Origin of the sequence: Ferruginibacter paludis, assembly GCF_030409685.1 — a bacterium.
GTDB lineage: Bacteria > Bacteroidota > Bacteroidia > Chitinophagales > Chitinophagaceae > Ferruginibacter > Ferruginibacter paludis.
In genome coordinates, this window is sequence record NZ_JAUFQJ010000004.1 from 733,518 (window position 1) to 758,948 (window position 25,431).

The 25,431-nt window shown below is 41.8% G+C and carries 13 protein-coding genes; 3 read left to right on the top strand and 10 right to left on the bottom strand.

The features are described from left to right. Positions 1-34: 34 nt before the first annotated feature. The 4 genes from QWZ08_RS08715 to QWZ08_RS08730 form a co-directional block, all read right to left on the bottom strand. Positions 35-1,636 carry an arabinan endo-1,5-alpha-L-arabinosidase gene (locus QWZ08_RS08715; RefSeq protein WP_290337007.1) on the bottom strand — a complete coding sequence of 534 codons (1,602 nt, stop codon included), beginning with the start codon at positions 1,634-1,636 and terminating at the stop codon, positions 35-37. 50 nt (positions 1,637-1,686) lie between these two features. Then, on the bottom strand, positions 1,687-5,115 hold the full coding sequence (locus QWZ08_RS08720; RefSeq protein ID WP_290337008.1) for a VCBS repeat-containing protein: 3,429 nt from the start codon (positions 5,113-5,115) through the stop codon (positions 1,687-1,689). Positions 5,116-5,265: 150 nt separating this feature from the next. After that, the gene (locus tag QWZ08_RS08725) at positions 5,266-6,825 is read right to left on the bottom strand and encodes a RagB/SusD family nutrient uptake outer membrane protein (RefSeq protein WP_290337009.1); all 1,560 of its coding nucleotides are present in this window, start codon (positions 6,823-6,825) and stop codon (positions 5,266-5,268) included. Between the two features lie 26 nt (positions 6,826-6,851). Next, positions 6,852-9,926, bottom strand: a complete 3,075-nt coding sequence (locus QWZ08_RS08730) for a SusC/RagA family TonB-linked outer membrane protein (RefSeq protein WP_290337010.1) — start codon at positions 9,924-9,926, stop codon at positions 6,852-6,854. Positions 9,927-10,533: 607 nt separating this feature from the next. Here QWZ08_RS08730 and QWZ08_RS08735 point away from each other — a divergent pair. From QWZ08_RS08735 to QWZ08_RS08745, 3 genes are read left to right on the top strand one after another with little or no spacing between them, the layout of a single operon-like run. Continuing rightward, entirely contained in the window at positions 10,534-13,674 is a 3,141-nt protein-coding gene (locus tag QWZ08_RS08735) for a ligand-binding sensor domain-containing protein (RefSeq protein WP_290337011.1), read from the top strand. Positions 13,675-13,727: 53 nt separating this feature from the next. Then, positions 13,728-14,516 carry a response regulator gene (locus QWZ08_RS08740; protein ID WP_290337012.1) on the top strand — a complete coding sequence of 263 codons (789 nt, stop codon included), beginning with the start codon at positions 13,728-13,730 and terminating at the stop codon, positions 14,514-14,516. Positions 14,517-14,568: 52 nt separating this feature from the next. Then, positions 14,569-16,104: a serine hydrolase domain-containing protein gene (locus QWZ08_RS08745; RefSeq protein WP_290337013.1), complete on the top strand. Its 1,536-nt coding sequence runs from the start codon at positions 14,569-14,571 to the stop codon at positions 16,102-16,104. Between the two features lie 39 nt (positions 16,105-16,143). Here the strand turns inward: QWZ08_RS08745 and QWZ08_RS08750 are convergent, their stop codons facing one another. The 6 genes from QWZ08_RS08750 to QWZ08_RS08775 all read right to left on the bottom strand — a co-directional run bounded on the left by QWZ08_RS08750 (position 16,144) and on the right by QWZ08_RS08775 (position 25,279). Next, the gene (locus tag QWZ08_RS08750) at positions 16,144-16,875 is read right to left on the bottom strand and encodes an NUDIX hydrolase (RefSeq protein ID WP_290337014.1); all 732 of its coding nucleotides are present in this window, start codon (positions 16,873-16,875) and stop codon (positions 16,144-16,146) included. Between the two features lie 201 nt (positions 16,876-17,076). After that, complete coding sequence (locus tag QWZ08_RS08755) at positions 17,077-18,762, bottom strand: sodium/sugar symporter (RefSeq protein ID WP_290337015.1); 1,686 nt, start codon at positions 18,760-18,762, stop codon at positions 17,077-17,079. Between the two features lie 58 nt (positions 18,763-18,820). Next, positions 18,821-20,320 (bottom strand): L-arabinose isomerase, encoded by a 1,500-nt coding sequence (araA, locus tag QWZ08_RS08760; protein WP_290337016.1) that lies wholly within the window; start codon positions 20,318-20,320, stop codon positions 18,821-18,823. Positions 20,321-20,557: 237 nt separating this feature from the next. Then, positions 20,558-22,561 carry a glycoside hydrolase family 127 protein gene (locus QWZ08_RS08765; protein WP_290337017.1) on the bottom strand — a complete coding sequence of 668 codons (2,004 nt, stop codon included), beginning with the start codon at positions 22,559-22,561 and terminating at the stop codon, positions 20,558-20,560. A 60-nt stretch (positions 22,562-22,621) separates the two neighbouring features. Continuing rightward, entirely contained in the window at positions 22,622-23,320 is a 699-nt protein-coding gene (locus QWZ08_RS08770) for an L-ribulose-5-phosphate 4-epimerase (protein WP_290337018.1), read from the bottom strand. Between the two features lie 291 nt (positions 23,321-23,611). Continuing rightward, positions 23,612-25,279 carry a ribulokinase gene (locus QWZ08_RS08775; protein ID WP_290337019.1) on the bottom strand — a complete coding sequence of 556 codons (1,668 nt, stop codon included), beginning with the start codon at positions 25,277-25,279 and terminating at the stop codon, positions 23,612-23,614. Positions 25,280-25,431: the final 152 nt, after the last annotated feature.

Sequence of the window (25,431 nt, forward strand, 5' to 3'; positions counted from 1 at the left end):
ATAGCTATTGCCGGTTAAATTATAAAAGCAGGCATTATCGTAATTTCTTTGCCCAAACAGATACACCAGAGGATGTAAGCCCGGCATAGGTTAGCGTTACTACTCTTGTCGCAGCTTCCCAATCCCAGGCATCTTTTACAATATATTTGTTACCATTGATGTTTAATAAACTGGTTGTCGCATCAAACGACCAGCCTCCGGTTACACCGCCGCTTACTTTCTTATCTGCACTCAATGTTACGCTCACAGCATGTTGAATTACCTGATACTGGTATTGTAAAGTGATCTGTTCCCAGTTGCCCACCAATGATTGCTCAGTGATAGTAGATTTAGGCACTGCCGCATACCGCTCAGGCATCACCACCGGCCATCCATCTTCCGTCCATTGAATGCTCCTCACCTGCCCCATCATCAACGCATTGGATGCATTCACGCCCGGAACATCTTTTGGCAGACGTCCCTGCGAAGCATAAAACCATTCTTTGGTATCCGGATTTTGAAACACGGCACAGTGAGAGATACCTACCCAGCCAGTATGATTGTTGAAGGCATACGGATGCGTTACGATCGGCCAGCACTCTGCACCCGCGGTTACGTTGCCACCATCCATACCCACGTAAGGACCTGTAATATTTCTCGATCTTGCCACACGGGTATTGTACGCTACCGATAATTCATCATAAGCCATAAACAAATAATAATAACCGGTCGTTTCGTTGTAAATAATTTCTGGTGCTTCCAGTGCCTGCCAGCGGTTGTTGCTGATGTTACCTCGGCCTGCTATGCGCACACCATAATCATTGATCGTTTCCAACTTATCCGGCTTGCCGGTAGCAGCATTTAATTTTAACGCAGCAATTCCTGTATGCCATGAACCATAAACCAGCCAATGTTCACCCTCTGGTGTAATGATAAAGCTGGGATCGATGGCATTGAATTTAAAATACGCGTTCCAGTCTGATCCGCCATTCCTGATATAACTTTCCAGTCCGTCAGGTTCAGAACATACAACCATGCCTTTATCTGTCCATACATTGGTAGCCAAATCATCCGATTCTGCCAAACCAATAAATGCTCTTTCAGACCAGGACGTATTGTAATCTGTACCCACAATAGGATCCAATACCACCACACAATAATACAGCCGGTATTTGTTGCCCACTTTTCTAATGCAGGGCGCCCAGTAACCATAACTGGGATTGTCGATGGCAGGCAGTGCCGGCACCATGCGGGCCCGTTTATTATTTAAAGAATCTTTTACCCATGCCGGTACGCTGGTAAAAGCCGTACCCATAAAATCCCATTTCACCAGATCCTTGGAACGACGGTATGGATAATGTCCATGACCATCCAATGCATTTCCATAAGAAGCATCTGTTTGATACATGTAATAATAATCACCACACTTAGTGACTGTTGGATCATGCACATTGGCCAGGTTCCATTGTGCCCGGCTATCCCAGCCTGCTATTGAAATATAGTTATCCGCATAAGTTGGTCCCGGAAAAGTATCTGTAACCGTCGGCACCACCACCGGTGGCGTTACAGGTGGCACAGGTGTGGGTGTACTTGTTTTACCACAACCTGAAGCTGCTACCATCAAAGCTGCAACTATTATAAAAGACAGATATTTCATGTTGTCAGTTGTTTTTGAAATTATTGTTGCCTGCATTTTTACTAAACAGCTTATCTGCCTGATAAATTCAAAACAAATGTTTTCAATTTACTGTCATTCGGCGCTGCAATTAATAATTTACCCTTGCTTTTTGTGTTGATAAGCTTCATATCTTTTACATCACCGTCAATGACCAGCCCGCTATTAAACATGTTAACAGGAGCAAAATTCCCTTTACCATTTCCCAGCAATGCAAGTCCATATGAAGCATCATAACGGCCGGTGCTTAAAGCCGCCTGGTATTCATTACCTGCTAACATCAAATCAACATTGCCGTCACTATCAATGTCTTCAGCTACGATACTATTAACCGGCGCAAACTGTGCTTCAACCGGCAATAGGTGCGTTTTAAATTTTCCGTTGCCCAAATTTTCTATCCAGACTGACGCCGATGTTTCGCATATTAATTTCATCCATCCATCGTCGCCATAATCAGATAAAAATTGCTTCATCGTAATGTTCGCATAATCTGCATGCAGCAAATATTTTTTCTTAACAGATGGAATTTGTTCGGCCAGCTGATTTCTGTCGAGGGCCGGAAACAACTCATATTGATCTGACTTGTTTTTGATATAGTACGCAGGGATCAATTCATCAAATCCATTCTTATCTGCATCTTTTGCATACAATGTCATCGGCTTGTCCGCAGCAATATGAAACCTGTTATTAAGGCCCATGTTGCCGATAATGTAATCCATGTCACCATCTTTATCTATGTCGGCTTGCTGCAGTGAGCGCCATAAGCCATTCATATTTGTAAGACCTGTTGCTCCTGTTATGTCAACCAGTTTATTATTTACATTTTTAAAGAACCTCACAGCAGTCCATTCGCCACAAATAATAAGATCTGCTTTTTTATCATTGTCAAAATCAGTAAAGATGGCACCGGTGATCATCCCGGGAAATTGCAGTGCGTCGCATACATCCTTTGTTACATCCGTAAATTGTCCTTTATTGTTTTGTAAAATATAACTGCGGGGAGATTGCGGATATTTTTGCGGTAATAACCGGCCGCCAATGAAGATATCTATATCGCCGTCGCCGTCATAATCCGCGACCGTAACAGCATTTGTAATATCAGTAATTGCCGGAAGTGCTGTAGCATTTAAAGTAAAATTACCCTTCCCGTCATTGACATACAAACGCGGTTGGTTGTATTTTGCAACACTGAATTCGAAGCTGCCGCCAGTAATCAGTAAATCAAGATCTTTATCGCCATCTGCATCAAACAATACCGCACCCAAATCTTCTTCCGGTTTATTGCCTTCAACCAGGTTGGTTAATGCAAAGCCACCGCCCGGTTTTTGAATAAATATTTTACCGGATTGATTGGTTGCACCGCCAACAAAAAAATCTTCCAATCCATCGCCGTTTACGTCACCTGTTGCAAGGCAGGGGCCGAGTTGAGAATACTTTTGCGGCAAAGGCTGGTGATAACCAAAATCAAAATTTTGGGCTTCTGTGTGTTTAAAATCAATACCCAACTGATCACTGATATCTGTAAATAGTTTAACCGGCTCAGTTAATTCTTTTTGTACAATAGGTACTCTTGCATCAGCATAATTTATAACCAAAACCTGGTTTGCTTTTATCGCTTTAATTAATTGCTCCTTATCATCCGGCCATCGAATTTTTAGCGAATCGATTATACTTACATTTCCAATGCCAAAATGAAGTCTTGCGTCTACGCTGGAAGAGAATCCCCTTACAGGTGATTGTTCAGCAAACTGAGTTGATGTTTTATTAAATACAGTGACTTTGGCCCCGAAGCCAGAAAGATTATTTGATGAACCATTTAACTGAATTGTTATAAAATTACTTGTGCTGTCTTTAACGGATTTCCTTATTTCATTCCTCCATATAAATGCAGGTTCATTCATGTTATTCACTACCAGGTCAAGGTCACCATCATTATCCAGGTCAGCATATGCTGCTCCATTTGAAATAGATGGTATAGCAAATCCCGCCATCTTTGTCATGTCTGTAAACGTTATGTCACCATTATTATGAAACAGATAGTTGTCCATTTTTACACTACCATACTGGTCAATATTTTTACGCAGTGTTTGTATGGATGCCTTGTCCAATGCCTTCTCTGCAGCACCACCGCCGAACGTATAATTGTTGGTGTGTGTTTGTCCGTTTCTGAAAGCAGTATAATCATTGTTGGTTACATCTTTTCCCAAGCCATTCGTGATATGAATGTCCTTCCACCCATCATTGTCAAAGTCAGCCATCAACACACTCCAGCTCCAATCTGTTTCCGCAATACCGGCCAGCTGGCCTATTTCACTGTAACGTGGTTGCTTTTTATTATCAATTAACATGCTGCCATTATTTAACTGCAACATATTTCTTACGTAAGAAGGCTGGTAGCCGAACCGCTGCTGCATATCAAATTTTTCCTGGCTGGTAGCGCTGGCCATCATCTTTTTCCTTTCATTGCTTTCTGGCAGCATATCCAATGATGCTATGTCGGGTAGCCCGTCATTGTTGATGTCTGCAGCATCTACACCCATGCTGTTATAACTCTGATGTTTCATTGAAGTGGCAATAACATTGGAGAAGGTACCATCGTGGTTGTTCAGCCATAAAATATCATTGGCGATATAATCATTGGCTACATAAATATCCGGCCAGTTATCGTTGTTTACATCTGTAATTACAACACCCAAACCATAGCCATCTTCTTTTATACCGGCCTGTTTTGATACCTCATGAAACACAGGGTGGGTTTGCCCCTGGGGAGTACCATCATTGCGGTATAACCTGTCTTGCGCAGGTGAATTGCCGCTGGTATCTTTCAACTCGAGATAGTTGGCAGTATGACTGTACAAACGGTGATTGAGTAAATACATGTCCAGGTCACCATCTTTATCAAAATCAAAAAAAGCAGCCTGTGTACTGTAACCTGTATCGGCTAAACCATAAGCCGCAGCCTGTTCTGTAAAATGTACTGTACCCTTTGTATTGCCGGCATTGCCATCATTAATGAACAATAAATTTTGCCTTTGCCTTACATCTCTTGAATGAGAAGCACAAACATAGATATCGGCAAACCCATCGTTGTTAATGTCAACAATGCTCACACCAGTACACCATTTGCCTGTTTGTGCACCGGCATTTTCTGTTATATCTTCAAACTTAAAATTGCCTTTATTCAGATACAATTTGCTGCTGACCATACTGCCGCAGAAATAAATATCGGGTAAGCCATCGTTATTAAAATCGCCTATTCCAACACCTGATCCGTTGAACATGTATTCGTTGGTAAAAATGTTGATGGAATCGCTTTCAGTGATTTTATTGTCGAAGCTGATATTGGTTTCGCCCCCGTTCAACAATGTAAATTGAAAAGCATCCGGGGTATTATTTTTACAACCATCAATAAACAATGGAAGCAAAAAAAACAACCGGTATATTTTCTTATTGATGAACATTGTTGATAACAAGGTAAGTTCAAGTTAAGTATTGTGAGCACTACATCGGCATAAAAAATAACGCGAAAAATTTAAATACCTTCAACTTCCACTGCGAAAAATTCCTGCCCATATAATTTTTTATATGAACAGGAATTATCGCTTACCAAATTAGTTGGCGGAGTTAGGTAACAGGTTTTTATTTACGTCCAGTTCCTGCTGAGGAATAGGAAGGTATTCATGACCTGTTTTGTAGGTGTTAAAATCAGCATCGTGTGTTTTTAATTCTGCCAGCTTTGCAGGATCGTTAAACCAACCCCAGCGAATAAGGTCATTGATGCGCTGACCTTCAATAGCGAATTCAAGCGCTCTTTCATGTGACAACTGATCCCGCATTTCTGCCTGGCTCATACCTGGTTTAGTGGTAGCAAGATCAGGTAATTTGGCTCTTGATCTTACCTGTTGAATATAGGGATAAGCTTCAGCAGTTTTGCCTGTTTCGTTCAACACTTCAGCATACATCAATAAAATATCTGCATACCTTAACACCCTGTAATTGATACCTGATTCCGCTGCCCCTTCAAATGCTTTGCCATTGCCTACTCCATCATTGGTATATTTTCTTGGGTAGATGGCAGTAATTGGATTCCACCAGTCTCTTCCATAAGCTTTGGTTGAATTATCATCCGGCTCATAAGATGCAATTGTAACAAGCAACCTCGGGTCACTTTTGCCATCTACTGTTTTTTCTTTCTTGTATTCATCATATATCCACCGGGTTGGTAAGTAATCAGAAAAACCAGCACCTTCCATTCCGTAAGTAACAGAAATGGCCTGTACCTGTTTCCATGATCCTGCAGGGTCGCAGCACCAGTTAATATCTGTACCTGTTCCTTCAGTAAACTGAACCTCAAACAACGACTCTTTGTTATTTTCATTCACGTCTTTAAAATTATCCCTGTAGTCTGGCATCAGGCCATATACATCTTTTAATGACCCGGTAAAGAATTTTTCAAACTGTGCTCCAGCCTTTGCATAATCTTTTCTGTACAGGTAAGCTTTACCCAATAAACCAGCTGCAGCACCTTTGGTAGCTCTTCCAATTTCTCCATTATCCAAGCCGGTAACATTGCTGTAAGTTATCGGCAAATCTGATTCTGCTATTTGTAAATCCGAATAAATCTGGTTCCATAATACCTCTTCTGTAGCAGTAGCCGCAAAGTATTCGCTAGGATTGGCAACGGGTTCTGTAATTACAGGTACGGCTTTAAAAGTGGTAGCCAGGTTATAATACGCTAATCCACGAAGAAAATAGGCCTGTCCCAATATCCTGCTTTTTTCATCCGCTGTTAACACTGATTCAGGGTAATTGCTAACATTTGCAATAACCTGGTTCGACCTGTTTACAACCAGGTAAAACTCTCTCCATATCCAGAATACTGGCGCTGAAGTGGTCGGTATAATAAATTCTCCCGTCAAAACAAGATCCAGCCATGGACTGTCACCTTTAAAGTCATCACCGCGACTATCTGTAAGACCAGGAAATGAACGCATATAAGAACCATCAACAGTCAATGCGTTGTAAATGGCAGTGCATCCTGCATAGGCCTGCTCCCTCGTTTTCCAGTAAGAAGAAGTGGTTAATAAATTTGGGTTTACCAGGTCCAGCTTTTTATCACAGCCGCTATTAATAAAGCAGCAGCCGATAAAGAGGTATATTATTTTTTTCATAAATTTTTGTTTAATGATTTTGCAGTTTAAAATACCAGTTGTACACCTAACATAAAAGTTCTTGGTTTTGGATAAGATCCAAAATCAAATCCCGGGTTAAATACACCTGATGTAAAATCAGGATTGTAGCCGGTATACTTTTGAAAAGTATATAAGTTTTGAACTGTTGCGTAAAACCTTGATTTGGTCAACCCTTTAATGATATTTTCAGGTAAAGTGTAGCCAACAGATACAGTATTAATTCTCAGGTAAGAACCATCCTGCAACCAGCCTGGACGATTGGAATCTTTGAAGTTGTTTACATCATCATCATTTAATCTTGGTATTGTTGTATTGGTGTTTGTTGGTGTCCAGCGGTTCAGCATATCAACGCTGTAATTCAAAGCGCCGGCTGAGTGATGCAGGTCACGGTACATTCTGCTGTTGATTAAAAATTTGGCACTGCCTGAAGCGAATACAGCCAAATCAAATTTCTTATATGCCGCAGAGAAACTAAAACCATAATTCAATTTTGGAATACTGCTTCCCAACCGAACGCGGTCGTAAGCTTCGTCTACTACTCCATCAGGCTTTCCGTTTGGTCCGCTGATATCTTTATACTTCACATCTCCGGGAGCCAGTTTTGCACCGCCTGACTGTGTTGCATGTGCATCAATTTCGGCCTGGGTTTGAAAAAGACCTTCAGAAATAAAACCATATTGCTCACCTACTTCACCGCCAACAATAGTTCTTGATCCCACACCATAAATAGGTGCGTTGGTACCACCCAGTGCAAGTACTTTATTTTTAACGGTAGATAAGTTGCCAGAAATATCGTATGTGAAAGCGCCCTTGTTTTTATGATAAGTAGCAACAAACTCAAATCCTTTATTTTCGAGAGAGGCTGCATTTACAACAGGTGTCAGGTTTTCAAAACCTACGCTGGCAGGAATGGTAATACCCACTAAAATATCAGTGCTTACTGCTTTGTAATATTCTGCAGAAAAATCAAGGTGACCACTTAAGAATGATGCGTCAAAACCAAGGTTGGTAACCGATTTCGCTTCCCATTTAATATCAGGTGATGCTACTTGGGTTTGAATACCACCTGTGTTTCTTACTCCATTAAATGTGTATACTACACCGGAATTAATGGTTCCCTGGAACTGATAGTCTGCAATTTGCTGGTTACCCAATTTACCATAACTGCCTCTTAATTTAAGTGATGAAACCACTGACCTTGGCACATTCCAGAAACCTTCGTTGCTGATCTTCCAGCCTACTGAAGCAGCAGGAAAATAACCAAACTTGTTGGCTGGTGCAAACCTTGAGGATCCGTCTCTTCTGATGGAAGCCGACAATAAATAGCGGTCAGAGTAAGCATAGTTGACTCTGCCGAAATAAGAACTTAAAGCGCTGTAGAACTCGGTTCCTTTAGCTGAAGTGGTTTGCCCGTTACTTAGTACAGGATAATAGGGAACAGTAAATCCTTCTGCATGGCTATATCTTAAAATAGCACTGCTGTACCTGTACGACTGACCGGCCAATGCTTCGATGGAATGCTTGCCAAAGGTCTTATCGTAGTTCAGCGTATTTTCAATGGAAGCATTGGTATATACTCTTGAATTATCATCCAGTCTTGCTGTATTGCTACTGAAAAATTTTCCTAAATAAAACACAGGTTGCCAAACGATGTCCCTGGTAACTGTTTTATCATAGCTTAAACTAGTCTTGAACTTTAAATGCTGGTCGCTATGTTTTAATAACTGTACTTCTCCAAAAACATTCGCAAAAGTTCTGTCAACATCAACTGAATTTTTAAAGATATTATTGATGCCGATGGCATTTAAAGAATTGGCTCCATTAAACTCTGACGAAGATCCTCCGTATCCATTAATGTTTGCTGTATCATAAACCGGCATTGTTGGAATAGCTACCACCAGTGAACCAATCATGGGAGGAATTCCACCCAACAGAATATTGTCGTTGAATGTAAGCGTGTTTTCGTGTGAATGTGTATAGCTGATAGATTCACCTACTTTAAATATTCCTTTTTCTGCAGTAGTATTTACCCTTGCTGTATATCTAGTATAGTCTGGGCCATTGCCTACATAAGTTCCTTTATTTTGAAAATAATCAAGCGATACATTATAGGTATTATTGGTGCCACCGCCAGATAAACCAATGTTGTGATTTTGTCTCATGCCCGTTTTAAGGCCCTGCTTTTGCCAGTCTGTATTGATATTGCTTACATAACCAGGGTTAGAAGGATCATTTGCAGCAAACAAAGGTTTACCTGCATTAACCCTCGACTCGTTGTTGAGGGTTTGATATTGAACCCTGTCGGTAACTTTTTCAATCTGCCACACTTTATCCCATCCATAATAGCCATTGTAATTGGCCGTCATGGCGGTATTTTTCTTTCCTTGTTTTGTGGTGATGATGATTACACCATTTGCAGCGGCGGCACCATAAATGGCGGCGGCGGATGCATCTTTCAACACTGTCATTGTTTCGATATCATTGGGGCTAAAATCACGCACAGATGCGCCGGGCACGCCATCTACAACATAATATGGTTGTGCATCCCCGAATGTACTAAAGCCCCGGATACGAACACTGGGAACTGAACCCGGCTGACCATCGCTATTCACTGCTACGCCTGTTGCCCTTCCCTGCAGCAATTGAGAAATGTCGCTGGTGCTGAATTTCTTTGTCTCTGCAATATTGATATTACTTATTGCTCCGGTTAAATCCTTTTTTCTTTGTGTTCCGTAACCAACCACTACCACTTCATCCATGGTGGAGCTTGTCTGCGTAAGCGTAATCAGTAAGGTTGTCTCATTTTGAATGGCGATTTCTTTTGCATCGTAACCAACAGCGGTTACTACCAGCACTTGCCCCGGTGCAGCTTTAATTTCAAACTTACCATCCGCATCACTGGCTACAGTTGTCTTTGTTTGCTTGATTGAAACAGTAGCAAATTGAACGGGCTTGCCTGCACTGGTAACGGTTCCCGAAAGTTGATTTACCTGGGCTTTAACCTGGCCTGATAGCAGCAGCAGTGCCATTACCAGCATGCATGATGTGTGCAGCAGCACCTTATGCAATTGTTTTTTCATATAGCTTTGTTTTGATGATGATGATTTATGCTGCTTAACCTTCGGTTGGCAGCGTTATTATATTAGGACAATGAATGAATTTGTTAGCGGCGTTTAGTTGTCGGGCAAATCTGGTTGCATATGCATAATTGACCTGGCAAACATCTTTTTATTTAATTTATAATTGTCATTTTTACAATTATAATAACCTTCAAAAAAATATTTTATTTATTCCTCCCGTTTTTAAACCGTGTTTAAAATACAATTGAAGAAAAAATAAATCAGTTTTAAAAAACGGCTGTATTATTCTATAACTGGCAAATGAAGAATTCGTGATTTTGTTGTCGTTATTTTTCTTTCATCAAGCGTTTCATCAGACAGTAGGTGAATCGTTAATACATTGTAAAAGTCCAATTATTATTGCCATTCAATACTGCATATCTTCTCAAACTTTCGCTTTAAAATCTCATTGTTTAACTTCTTAAATTATTAAAAATGTTCCTTTTTTAATAATTTAAATACACCCTGCCCTGATTGCTATGGCCAGCTGCTGACAGGTTGCACCAGGGGGACGGCGTTCACATGCCGCTATTCATTTATCTTTATAGCCTTATCAAAACACTGGCTGTTGAAGCATCCATTTTCTATACTTGTTTGCCTGCTTTGCTTTAATGCAAACCTGTTCAGCCAGTCATATTATTTTCGCCATTACCAGGTGGAGAACGGACTCAGCAACAATGCCACCATTTGTAGCCTGCAGGATAACAAGGGTTTTTTATGGTTTGGTACCAAAGACGGACTTGACCGCTTTGATGGCTATTCATTTAAAATTTTCAGGAATGCCCCCGACGACAGCGGCAGCATCGGCAATAATTTTATTCATTGCTTATATGAAGATCAGCAGGACGTTTTGTGGGTAGGTACCGAAAATGGTTTGTTTAAATACGATGCCGTAACCGAAAGTTTTATGCTGCTAAAAGGCACTGCCGAAGGACCTATCCGGGATATCAGGATGGATAACAACGGTAATCTCTGGTATATATGGGGCTTTACTTTATACAGGTACAATGCGCAAAAAAATAAAACAGTCCAGTTTCCCATTGCTCAATATTTTGAAGCGACGTCGCTTTGTATAGCGTCTGATCAAACCATCTGGATTTCTACTACCAGCGGTTTTATAAAAAAATACAATGCAGCAAATAATAGCTTCAGCAGTTATGATGTATTCAGTCATTCTCCTGCTGCGGTAAACAAATGGGTTGAACGGGTGTATGCAGTAAGCGGCGGAAAAATATTGGTGGGCACTTCCAACCAGGGCGCCAAACTGTTCGATATACAAACCAATATTTACAAAGACATTCTTACTTACAACACCAATAAAATAGAAATATTCGTTCGCAATTTTGTACAAACATCTCCGGATGAATGCTGGATTGGTACAGAGTCTGGCATCTATATTTACAACCTTGTAAGCGGCCATGTCATCAACTTGCAAAAAAAATACAACGACCCCTACTCCATTTCTGATAATGCGGTGTATTGCTTTGTAAAAGATAAAGAAGGCAGCATTTGGGCCGGTACTTATTTCGGCGGCGTTAATTATTACCGCCAGCAGCATACCAGTTTTAAAAAATTCTTTCCACAGCCAAATGAAAATTCTATCAGTGGTAACGTGGTAAGAGAGATACACCAGGATCATTTTGGTAACCTGTGGATTGGCACCGAAGATGCAGGTTTAAACAAGTATGATACTGCAACCAGATTGTTTACACATTATCAACCTACGGGAGCCAAACAAAGCCTCGCAAGTACTAACATTCACGGCTTGCTGATAAGTGGTGACGAAGCCTGGATCGGCACTTTTGAAAACGGGCTGGATGTGATGGATATTAAAACGGGCAAGGTTAAACAACATTATTACGGTGGCCCGGCACACGATTTAAAAAGCAATTTTATTTATTGCATTGCACAAATGCCTACGGGCGAAATTATGGTAGGCACCACACAGGGTGCTTATCAATTTAATAAAGCGGCCAACAATTTCAGTCCGCTGCCGGGCTTGCCTTTGAATAACTGGTACACCAATATTTTAAAAGATGAGAAAGGTATTATCTGGGCCAGCACCTATGGCAACGGCGTAAATTATTACAACACCAAAACAGGCACCAGTGGTAATTTTAGGCATGATGTAAAAAATAACAACAGCCTGAGTAATGACAGGGTGAACAGTATTTTTGAAGACAGCAAAAAAAATATCTGGTTTGCTACCGAAGGTGGTTTGTGCATGCTGAACAGAGACAGCAATAATTTTAAAAGGATCACAACTACCGACGGACTACCCAGTAATTTTATATTGAATTTGCTGGAAGATAAAAACAATAATTTATGGATCAGCACATCCCGTGGATTGGTTTGTTTTACATCATCAACAGGGCAAATGGTTGTATACACCAGGGTGAACGGCATTTTAAGTGACCAGTTTAATTTTAACTCTGCCTTTAAAGACCAGGATGGACAAATGTATTTTGGTAGTGTAAAAGGGCTGATCAGTTTTCAGCCGGACGATTTTACAAAAGATAGTTTTGTACCGCCCGTTTATATTACCGGTTTCCAGATTTTTAATAAAGAATTGTTGATTGCAAAAAATGGTTCGCCTTTAAAAAAATCCATTATAAGTACCAATAAAATTGTGCTGAATAATAACCAATCTACTTTTAGTATTGACTTTGCTGCACTCAGTTACGCATCGCCTGAAATGTCAGAATACCAGTACCAGATGGACGGGCTCGATAACAACTGGATCTACCTTAAAACAAACCGCAAAGTTTATTTTACTGAGCTCTCGCCCGGCACTTACACTTTTAAAGTAAAGGCAGCCAACAGCAGTGGCGTATGGAGTAAACAGGAAACAACTTTAACTATCGAAATATTGCCCCCCTGGTGGGCTACGGGCTGGGCCTTTGCAGCTTACATTGCCGCAACCGTTTTATTGATCTGGTATTTTGTGCGCAATTTTCACCGCCGTACCGAAGAAAAAAACAGGCGCAAAATTGAGTCGTTTGAAAGTGCCAAGGAAAAAGAAATCTTCCAGGCTAAGATTGAATTTTTTACCAATGTAGCACATGAAATAAGAACGCCCTTAACTCTCATAAAAGGGCCCCTGGAAAAAGTGATCCGCAATACGAAGGATATGCCGGTTATAAAAGACAGTCTTAGAATTATGGAGCGCAATACCGACCGGCTAATTGATCTTACCAACCAACTGCTTGATTTCAGGCAAACGGAAATAAAAGGATTTAGCCTGCATTGCGTAACAACGGATATCACAGAAATACTGGAAGATACCTTTACCAGCTTTAAGCCGCTGGCCGAACAAAAAAATTGTTCATTTACCATTGACCTGCCGGCAAAAAAACTTTTTGCCAGCGTTGACCTGGATGCATTCAACAAGATATTAACCAATCTTTTCAGCAATGCCATCAAGTATTCAGCTACCAAAGTTGTTATACAATTGCTGCCCTTTAAAGAAACAGATACCACTTTCACCATCGAGGTTAAAAATGATGGCTATCTTGTTCCATATGAAATGAAGGATAAGATATTTGAACCTTTTTTCCGGTTGAAAGAAACGGAAAAACAAAAAGGCACCGGCATTGGTTTGGCGTTATCCCGTTCGCTGGTGCAGTTGCACAAAGGCATACTGGATATTAAAGCGCCTGAAAATGACATGAATGTTTTTTATCTTGTTATGCCGATCAACCAGGATTAACTGCAAGCGCAAAATTGAATGCGCCCGCCTGGATACAATAAACAATGAATGATATGAAACCAACGCTATTGTTAGTGGATGATAATGAAGAGATACTTGAGTTTTTAGAGACTGAGTTAAATGAAAAGTATACGATTGTGAAAGCGATGGATGGTGAAGCTGCTTTGGAATTGCTGAGGCAGGAAGTAATACAACTGGTGATATCAGATATTATGATGCCGGTGATGGATGGTTTTGAATTGTGTAAAATTATTAAAACGAATTTTGAATACAGCCACATTCCGGTGATTTTGCTAACAGCAAAAAATACACTACAGTCAAAAATACAGGGATTGGAAATTGGTGCGGATGCCTACATTGAAAAACCTTTTTCGCCGGAATACCTGCAGGTACAAATTGCCAACCTGCTGATGAACCGGGCTAAGATTAAAGAGTATTTTGTAAGCTCACCGCTGGTGCATATAAAAAGCATGGCACATACCAAAACGGATGAGTTGTTCTTGGAAAAAGTAAACGAAGCCGTATACGCCAACCTGGAAGATGCAGCGCTGGATGTTGAAAAACTGGCAAAGCTGATGAACATGAGCAAACCCACATTGTACCGGAAAATTAAATCTATTTCCGATCTTACTCCCAATGAATTAATCAATATCACCCGGCTAAAAAAAGCAGCCGAATTACTGGTAGAAGGAAAGTATAAAATTTATGAAGTGGCTGATATGACCGGCTACGGATCTCAAACCAATTTTGGCAGAAATTTTCTGAAACAGTTTGGTATGACGCCGACAGATTACCTGGCTATGAAGCAGGCAAAAGCGCTTTCCAACGACCCGCCTGAATAATCTGCTTATTACTGGAACATAATAACTCTTAATCAAGCAAAACATTTCAAAAATGAGAACCCATTCTTTAACTGCCTTGTTATTTCTGGCTGTATTATCTGCCGGATTAACCAATCATTCATTTGCACAAACTGATGGTCACAGGGCGACCGCTATTGAATCCACGTTTCCGGTTTTGGACCAGATAGTTAAAGCATATGCAGAGAAGAATCATTTGCCGGGCTTTACTTTTGGGTTAGTGGTGGATGGCAGACTGGTGCATACTTATAGCCTGGGTTATACAGACATTGATAAAAAAACGCTGGTCACCACGCAGTCCGTTTTCAGGATTGCTTCCATGACAAAAAGCTTTACCGCGATGGCCATTTTAAAACTGCGGGATGACGGTAAATTACAACTGGATGATTTGGTAGAAAAGTATATTCCAGAGATGAAAGGCCAGCATTATCTTACTTCCGATGCGGCACCAGCTACCATCCGCAATTTGCTTACACATGCAGCAGGTTTCCCGGAAGATAATCCCTGGGGCGACCGGCAGCTGGCGGTTTCAGATAATGAAATGCTGGCCATGATAAAAAAAGGCATTTCTTTTTCCAACGTACCCGGTATTGCGTATGAATACAGCAATATGGGTTTTGCCATGCTGGACTATATCATCAAAAAGGTATCCGGGCAAACGTATGAAAAATACATTACCAGCAATATTTTGTTGCCGCTGGGAATGACGCATACTTACTGGAATTACAAAGAGGTGCCCCCAAATCAGCTGGCACATGGCTACAGCTGGCTGAATGGCAACTGGGTAGAACAACCTCTGCTCGGTGATGGAGCCTACGGTGCTATGGGCGGAATGATTACTACCATGGGTGACTTTAGCAAATACCTGCAGCTGCACCTTGCAGCCTGGCCTCCCCGCAGTGACAAAGAAACCGGGCCAGTTAAAAGAAGCTCCCTTCGTGAAATGCACCATGCATGGAACCTGGGCACATTTGACCCCAATTATAAATATCCTTCCGGCCGCGGATGCCCTGTTTTACTGGCATACGGCTATGGCCTAAATTACACCAAAGATTGTGAGCAAAGAGTAATAGTTGGCCACAGTGGTGGTCTGCCGGGCTTTGGCAGCAACTGGCGGATATTACCGGATTACGGAATTGGTGTAATCGCTTTCAGTAACCTTACCTATGCACCTGCGAGTACTTTTAATATGCAGGCGATTGATACCATTATTACACTGGCGAAATTGCAACCCATCCCGGTTCCGGTTTCGCCAGTTTTAAATAAAAGAAAAAACCAGTTGATAAAATTGTTACCGCAATGGAATGATGCTGCGGCAACCGGCATTTTTGCCGCCAATTTTTTTATGGATTATTTTCCAGATGAACTTAAAAAAGAAGCAACGGCTATATTTGACGCGGCTGGTAAAATAATACAGGTAGATGATTTTGTTGCGACCAATAACTTACGGGGATCATTTTTAATGGAAGGAGAAAAAGCAAACATCCAAATCAGCTTTACACTGACGCCGGAAAACCCCGCGTTGATACAGGAGTATCATATCAAGCTGGTGGAGAAAGTTCTTAAGTAGTATGCAACGAAACATTTGCGGCGTTTTGTAAAACTACACTCAATCATTTTTTGGAACGGCAGTACCTGGCACAAAATTTAAAAATGAATTAAAAGAAGCGCTGTATTTTTTTGTGTCAACCTTAAAATAAAAAGCGCCTTTTTTTGAATTCAGTTTGTCTTTGTCTTTTAATTTAACCAGCAGTTTTGTAGATAATAATTTGCGGTTAAAATTCCCTTTATCAAATTCCGTATTGTAGACGGCCTGGTACAAATGCTGCAGTTGTGGCATGGTAAATTTATCCGGTAATAATTCAAACAGCAATGGATGCAGCGCCGCTTTGTAACGCAGTTTTTCTTTGGCCAGTTCCACCATTTTGTTATGGTCAAAAATCAGGTCAGGTAATTCGTTGATGGGGAACCAGGCCGGGTGATAATCTTCATTGATCTGCTGCCTGTATTTTTGAATATCAATTAAGGCGAAATAGGCAACTGATATGGTACGTTCCATTGTGTCGCGGTCTGGTTCGGCAAAAGTATTCAATTGTTCCATGTACACGCCATCTAGGCCGGTCAGTTCTTTCAACACCCTTACAGCGGCGCCTTCAGCACTTTCATTCTCACCAACAAATCCACCTACCAGGCTCCATTGTCCTTTGTAGGGTTCAAAACTTCTTTGGATTACAAGCAGTTTCAAATCCTGCCCGTCGTACCCGAAAATGATACAATCCACGGCAAATAAAAATCGCTTTTGTTGAGCATATCGTCGCATAGCAATCAAATCTTGTTTCAAACTGGCAACTAATTTAATTCCATTTTATTAAAAATGAAACAGTAAAAAAAGGGTGTCGCTCTTCAGTAAAAAATTGGATGAAAATACAAATACTATTCAAATGGCGCCGCACTATCTACAACTGTACAAGAGTGCGACGCCAATGAACCTGATTTGAAATACTAAAGCCTGGACAAAAAATGCTTTAGTAACTTTTTTATTTTACCAGAACTTAACGTACAACGCCGCGATGATCAGCAACGTGATTACAATAAGCGCTGTGGTTTGCGGCTTTAACTTAAACATTTCTGTATCCAGTTCGAATGCTTTCGGATTTACTTTTGGTCCGGCAAAGCTGATGGCAATCATGGTGATCATGGTGAACAAAAATGACAAGCCCATGCAAATATGGAACGGTATTTCGAACCCACCTTTACCGTTTGGATATGCGGTGTAAAAGAAGGTATCTTTACCAAATATAGCTGGTGCAAATTCATTGAATAATACAGATAATAAAAAGCCCATCAATACCCCGGTGATGGCTGCAGTACCGGTGGTGCGTTTCCAGAACATACCTAAAAAGAACATGGCGAAAACACCCGGGCTGATGAAGCCGGTATATTTTTGAATGTAGGTAAAACCACCCACGCCACCAATGCCTAATAAATCATTCCATGTAAATAATACGGCCAATATCATCGCTGCGAATACAGCGATTCTTCCGGTGTATACCTGCTTGCGTTCATCCGCATCTTTCTGGAAATATTTTTTATGAATATCCAATGTATAAATGGTGGAAATACTATTTACTTTACCAGCAAGCGATGCAACGATAGCTGCTGTTAAGGCAGCTACTGACAATCCTTTTAGACCGGTTGGTAAAAACGTTAACACGGCTGAGTAAGCACCATCCTTTCCACCTGCCAGCTGTGGTAAGTGGTTTCCTTTGTACAAAACAAATGCGGCGATACCAGGCAACATTACGATCAACGGCATAAACAATTTAAGGATACCGGCGAATAAAATACCGGTACGGGCTGTCTGCAAATCCGCACCCAGTGCACGTTGTGTGATGTACTGGTTACAACCCCAGTAATTTAAATTGATGATCCAGATACCTGCAGCGTAAGAAAGCAGGCCCGGGAAAGTAAGGTACTTATTGATATCATTTTGTGAAGAGGCTGCTGTTGGTTTTGGAATAATCATTTTAAAATGTTCCGGCGCTTCATGCAATAACACTTTAAATCCGGCAATGGCATTCTGACCCACTCCAAAATATTCTCCCACTGTTGTAAGGGCAATATACGTGGTAACCAAACCGCCAATAATTAACACGGCTACTTGTATTACATCGGTATACGCAACTACCTTCATACCGCCCAACGATATCAGCAATGCAAAGATGGAAAGCCCCACCATAATGTAGTGCAGGTATCCGCCGCCGGCGATACCATTGATGGCAACCGCACCTAAATATAAGATGGAAGTGAGGTTTACAAACACATACAAAAACAACCAGAACACCGCCATGATCAGGGCCACGGATTCGTTATAACGTGTCTTTAAAAACTGGGGCATGGTGTAAATATGGTTCTTCAGGTAAACCGGGATAAACCACACCGCCACAATGATCAGTGCGATCGCTGCAAGCCATTCATAAGCGGCCACTGCGATACCTAAAAAGAACCCTTCACCGCTCATGCCGATAAACTGTTCTGCGGAAATATTCGATGCAATCAGGGAGGCACCGATGGCCCACCAGGTAAGTGTTCCTTCTGCCAAAAAATAGGCTTTGGCATCGTGTTCATTTTTTTTGCGTTTACGGTAAATGGTATAACCATAACCCGCTACAATTATAAAGTAAACAATGAATACAACGTAATCGGCAAAAGCAAGGTTCTTATTCATAAGCAAGCAAGTTTGATTGTTTTAAGGAGCATTAAATTTTAGATTTGTAATGATAAGATTATTTATTGATTTGGTAAAACACTTCATTCCACCGCAGCTCGTTTTTAAACTGGTAGAGGTTGGTGTCTTTTCCTATTAATGTAAACTCTATCCCTGCCATATCAGCAAAATCCTGCAGGTGGGTAGCGGTTAAATTCTGACTGTAACCCGTATGGTGTGCACCACCGGCAAGTATCCACGCAGCACAACCTGTTTTCATATCAGGCATTGGCTTCCACAAAACCCGTGCTACCGGCAGCTTTGGCAAGTCGTGCAACGGCACCACGGCTTCTACTTCGTTCACCAGCAACCTGAAACGGTTACCCATATCAATCAGTGATGCATTTAAAGCAGGTCCGCCTGTAGCATTAAATACGAGTCTAACCGGGTCAGCCTTGCCGCCGATTCCCAACGGGTGAATCTGGCAGCTTGGTTTGCCATGCGCAATAGAAGGACAAATTTCCAGCATATGAGAACCCAGCACCATCGGATTTTCCGGATCGAAATGATAGGTATAATCTTCCATGAAAGAATTGCCACCGGGTAAGCCACTGCCCATTACTTTCATGGCTCTTACCAGTGCAGCTGTTTTCCAGTCGCCCTCGCCGGCGAAGCCGTATCCATCCGCCATCAGCCTTTGTGCCGCAATGCCGGGCAATTGTGTCATGCCATGCAGGTCTTCAAATGTATCTGTAAAACCTTTGTAATTGCCTGCTTCCAAAAAGGTACGCAGACCGATTTCTATTTTAGCCGCATCTCTTAATGAGCTGTATTGTGCACCACCCTTGAGCAGTGATGGCACCAGCGTGTAAGCCGCTTCGTATTCTTCAATCAGGCTGTCAATAGCTGCCTCAGTTGTTTCATTGATCACTTTAACAAGGTCGCCGATGCCATGTGTATTCACCGCATATCCAAACTTATATTCCGCTTCTACTTTGTCGCCATCGGTTACTGCTACAAAGCGCATGTTGTCGCCAAAGCGGACAAACTTCGCACCCTGCCAATCGTTCCATCCTGCCGCAGCACGGCTGAACGTATTTAGTTCTTCCAGTACTTCCGGATCCTGCCAGTGACCTACAACTACCTTCCTGTTTTTGCGCATGCGGCTTACCATAAAACCAAATTCACGGTCGCCGTGTGCACTCTGGTTCAGGTTCATAAAGTCCATGTCAATATCGTTCCAGGGAATGTCGCGGTTAAACTGCGTATGCAAATGACACAACGGTTTCTGCAAAATTTTCAATCCGCCGATCCACATTTTAGCAGGCGAAAAAGTATGCATCCAGGCGATGATACCGATACAATTTTTTGTAGTGTTGGCCTGTTCGCAGATACTGTAAATTTCTTCGGTACTTTTTACTGTGGGTTTAAACACCACCCTTACCGGAATTTGTTTGGCATCATTTAAAGATGCTGCAATGATGGTAGAATGTTCCGCTACTTTCTTCAAGGTTTCTTCTCCATATAAATGCTGGCTGCCGGTTACAAACCAAACTTCAAATTCTTTTAAGTCTATCATGTCGTTATTTTTTTGCCGTCAGGCGTTAGTACGTTTTATTATTTTTTGCCGTTGATGCGTTTTATTATTTTACCAGCTGAAGTACATAGCTCAGCATCATTGTGTCACTCACTTGTACTGTTTCAGCTTTTTTGAACTTTTATTATGTTTTGCAGTTGCGGTCGGCACCGTATGTCAGACCGCATTTTATTCTCTTTCTTTCAATAAACGGTCTGACCTTCGGTACCGACCGCTTTTCTATTTTGACAACACTTCAATATCCGTTACCTGTGTTGGAAACCATACCGTCATTTCGCCTTTGCCGCGGTTGGCCCAGCTGTAATACGGTATTGCTATAAAGGGTTGTTTTACGGTAGTAATATTTTCACTGCTGTTGATCACAATTGCCGGTACATCTGATTTTAACACCATTACACCATTCAGTAATTCGGGCTTAAATTCTGTTGTAAATGCGGCACTGTTTGGCATGATGATATTGCCTGCTTTACCATTGTTGTCTTTCCATTCTGCACAATACATCAGCGGACCACGTTGCAATGCCACTTTACCAATATCTTCTTTCAGTTTTTCATTGGCTACTACCCTTCTTACTTCCATTGGCAGGTTTACTTCTACCTTATCATTCTTTTTCCAGGTTCTTTTGATGGTGGCGTAGCCGTTGGTAATGGCATAGTCTACCACTGCTCCGTTTACTTTTATTACCGGCTTTTCGGCAGACTCGTTCTGAAACTGGTACAGTGTTGAAGGCACCGCTTTGTTCTGTGCCCATCCCGGAATACGTACCAGCAAATTGAATGCTGCTGCCGCTTTTGGGTTAATGGTAAAAGCCAAACTGCCATCCCATGGATAGTTATTTGTTTGAATTACCTGCACCGGTTTGTTGCGAACCGATAAATCAGCGCTGCTGTTAATGAATAAATTGATGTACAGGTTATCTTCATTTACTGCATACATATAACCCGGTATAGAAGGTATCAAACGGGCAAGGTTGGTCGGGCAGCAGGAGCATTCAAACCAGCCGGAACGGGTGGCTTCCATCTGTGGAAAAGTGAAGCTGTTCCTGATCTGCATGGCATTGGTATAAAAGAAAGATTTTCCATCCAATCCAACGCCGGAAATTAAACCATTGTATAAAGATTTTTCAAGTATGTCCATGTATTTTGAATCGCCGTGTAATAAGAACATTCTGTAGTTCCAGTACACTAAAGCAATGGCAGCGCAGGTTTCGTTATAGGCGGTTGCATTGGGCAATTCATAATTGTTGCCATAACGTTCGCCATCACCGATAGCGCCTACACTTCCCTGTACATACATTTTTTTATCTACCACATTGTTCCATATTTTATCAATCGCTCTTAGCAAACTGTCATCGCCTGTAAGTGCTGCCACGTCTGCAACGGCTGCGTATAAGTAACCTGCACGTACGGCATGTCCTTCTGCTTCTTCCTGGTCAACTACCGGAGTGTTGTCCTGCCAGTAAGCGCCGCTTTTCCAGGAATCTTTACTGGTAGAATCATAGCCTTTGTAACGGCCGCGTTCTTCAATAAAAAACTTAGCGGTGTTTAAATATTCTTTTTTGCCTGTAAGACGATATAATTTCACCAACCCCATTTCAACAATTTCATGTCCTGGTGCAACATGTAATTTACCCGGACCAAATACGCTGCACACCAGGTCGGCATTTTTTAAGGCAATATCAAAAAGGTTTCTTTTTTTAGTCGCCATAAAATGAGCTGCGGCAGCTTCGTATAAGTGGCCGGAGTTGTACAACTCATGACTCAGCTCTCTTTCTTTTTCCCATCTTTCTTTACCAGACCAGGCATGTGGATGCGAGGGGTCGATGGTACGTGCAGTGTACAGGTAGCCATCGGGTTCCTGTGCTTTACCGATAATAACAATCAGCGAATCCAGGTATGCGGCGAGCTTTGGATCAGGATGCGTGGCCAGTGAAAAAGAGGCACCTTCCAGTGTTTTATAAATATCGGTATCATCAAAAGGAAAAGTAGTGCAGAACTTGCCGCTTTTTTGGGCAGCCATTACAAAATTCTTTACACGACCGGTGCTCTCGCAACGTGCAAAAGAAGCAGGAATGGTAACAGTTCTGTTGATTTCAATTCTTGGTAACCAAAAATTGTCAGACAGTCTTACCTGTGTAAAAGGCACGGCCTGTATGGGATAATCTTTCTGCTGGGCGAACAGGTAACCCGGAGAAATCATTAATAAAAGGAGGATCTTTTTCATATGCTTTTCGTTTATTAAATGTAGGAATCGTTTAAATTTTGAATGGCTGATATCTCCTTCCTATTGCCCGTAATAACTATCCGGCCCGTGTTTGCGCTCGAAATGTTTTTTAATCAGGGCGTCTTTTAACTTTGGCGCTTTTGGATTGATCTGTTCTGTAAGCAAAGCCATTTGAGCAATGCATTCCAGTACGGCGCTGTTGTACACAGCTTTCTCCGGCGTTTTACCCCAGGTGAAAGGCGCATGATTACCTACCAGTATCATTTCTATATCTTCATAACTCAGCCCCTTGTCTTTTAATTCGTTCATTATCTGGAAACCGGTTTCATACTCGTAATTTCCCTTGATCATTTCATCATTCATGGGTGGTGCACAAGGAATGTCAACCGTATTATGATCGGCATGCGTGGTACCAAAAATGGGTATGCAGCGCTGGCTTTGCGCCCAGGCTGTTGCGTAGGTAGAATGTGTATGAACAATGCCACCGATATTAGCCCAATGCTTGTACAATACAGCATGCGTCTGTGTATCAGACGAAGGACGTAAATCGCCCTGTACCGTTTTACCTTCAAAATCAACAATCACCATTTTATCAGGTGATAAATCTTCGTACGGAACGCCGCTTGGTTTGATGGCAAAAACGCCGAGGCTTCTGTCTGCAGCACTCACGTTACCAAATGTAAATAAAACCAATCCCAGTTTCGGCAATTGCATGTTGGCATCGTAAGCCGATTGTTGTATTGCAAGATATTTGCTCATGTTACTTTTTTATTATTCAGATATTATTCAGAATGCCTGCCCGAAAAAGTGTCCAAAGTTATTTCAATCGCTTAAAGCAGTTAGCCGGTCCAAATCATTCGTTATTCATTTTTAATCATTCAGCCTGTGGTCGGTTCATTTTGATGCATGCTGTTCGAATTGTTGTTGCCCAAAGATTCTTATGTACAAGAGTGCGACGCCAATGAAGCCAAATTGAAAAACAACTGCCCGGTACAAAAATATAAGCCAATCACATACAGTATCAAGTATCAAGTATCAAGCATCCACCAACTAGAATCCCTTTTCAATAAAAGCTCCCAACGCTTTGTATTTATCAAAACGTTTGCGGTAAATCTCCACTTTTGTTTTATCAGGAAAATATTCGGCATCAAATCCCTGTCCCATGGCGATCATTGCTTCTTCTACTTTGCTATAAATGCCGGCAGCTGTGGCCGCAAACATAGCGGCACCCAGTGCGCAGGTTTGTTCTGATTTGTGAATTCGGATGGGCATGTCCATTATATCGGCCATCATCTGCATAATGAAAGGTGACTTTTTTGCCACACCGCCAATGCCGATCAAACCCTTTACCGGTATACCTTCCTCATTAAAACGATCTACAATTGCTTTTGCTCCAAAGCAGGTAGCTTCTGCAATAGCCCTGAAAATTCTTGGTGCATCTGTTCCCAGGTTCAAGCCGGAAAGGGCACCTTTCAGCAACTGATTAGCATCCGGTGTACGGCGGCCATTCAACCAGTCGACTGCCAGTTCACTGTTCTCTTCCAAAGGAATTAAACTGGCTTGCTTACTTAATTCGGCAATGATATTATTGGTGGCTTCTTCAATTAATTTGGTTGCGGTGTCAGCATCAATGATGGCCGATTTTGGCAACAACTTTTGCAGCGGCCAGGCCAGGATATTTTTAAACCAGGCGTAGGCATCACCAAAGGCTGACTGTCCCGCTTCCATACCCATCATGCCGGGAATAACCGAGCCGGGTACCTGTCCGCAAATACCTTTTATCAGTTTGCCTTCCACTTCATTCATCGGCGCTACCAGCATATCGCAGGTAGAAGTACCCATTACTTTGCTGAGGTGATAGGCTTCAATTTGTCCGCCTACTGCCCCCATGTGCGCATCAAATGCACCCACGCCAATCACCACCTCTGTTGACAATCCCAACTTATCAGCCCATGCCTGTGAAAGATGTCCAACCGACTCATCAGCCGTATGTGTATCTGTAAATAATTTTTGAGTAAATCCTTTTAACAGCGGATCAAGCGAAGTAAAAAATTCATCGGGTGGTAATCCGTTGAAATCAGCGCTCCACAAAGCTTTATGGCCTGCACTGCATACGCCGCGTTTCATTTGTGTGGCGTCTGTTCCGCCGGATAGTAAAAACGGCACCCAGTCGCAATGCTCAACCCATGAGTGTGTGGCTACTGCAACTTCACTATCCACACGAAGTATGTGCAACAGCTTTGCCCAAAACCATTCAGACGAATATATACCACCCACAAACTGCAGGTAATTAATATCAAATTTTTTAGCGTGTTCATTTATTTCCGCTGCTTCACCGGTGCCGGTATGATCTTTCCACAATACAAACATGGCATTGGGATTTTCCTGGAATTCCGGGAGCATGGCCAGTGGCGTTCCGGTACTGTCAACCGCTACCGGTGTTGAGCCGGTGGTATCAACCGAGATGGCCTTTACCTTGGCTGCAATTTCAGGTCCGGCCTGTTGCAGGCAACTCTTGATGGTATGCTCCAGTCCTTCCACATAATCGAGCGGATGCTGGCGAAACTGGTTGAGGGAAGCGTTGCAATACATACCATTTTTCCAGCGGGGATAATAAAAAACGGCGGCAGCAATTTCGGTTCCATTGGCAGCATTAACGAGGATAGAGCGAACGGAATCTGTTCCATAATCTACTCCTATTACATATTGATCGTTCATAAGTGGCAGCAATATTAGATCACAAATATATTATTATTTGTTAGGTTGACAATTATTTTTTTGCAACTTTTATTGCATGTTTTATTTTTCGTTGCAAAGCGAATTTTGTTGTCTTCAAATTAAAACAGCAGTGGCGTTATTTAAACGTCCGG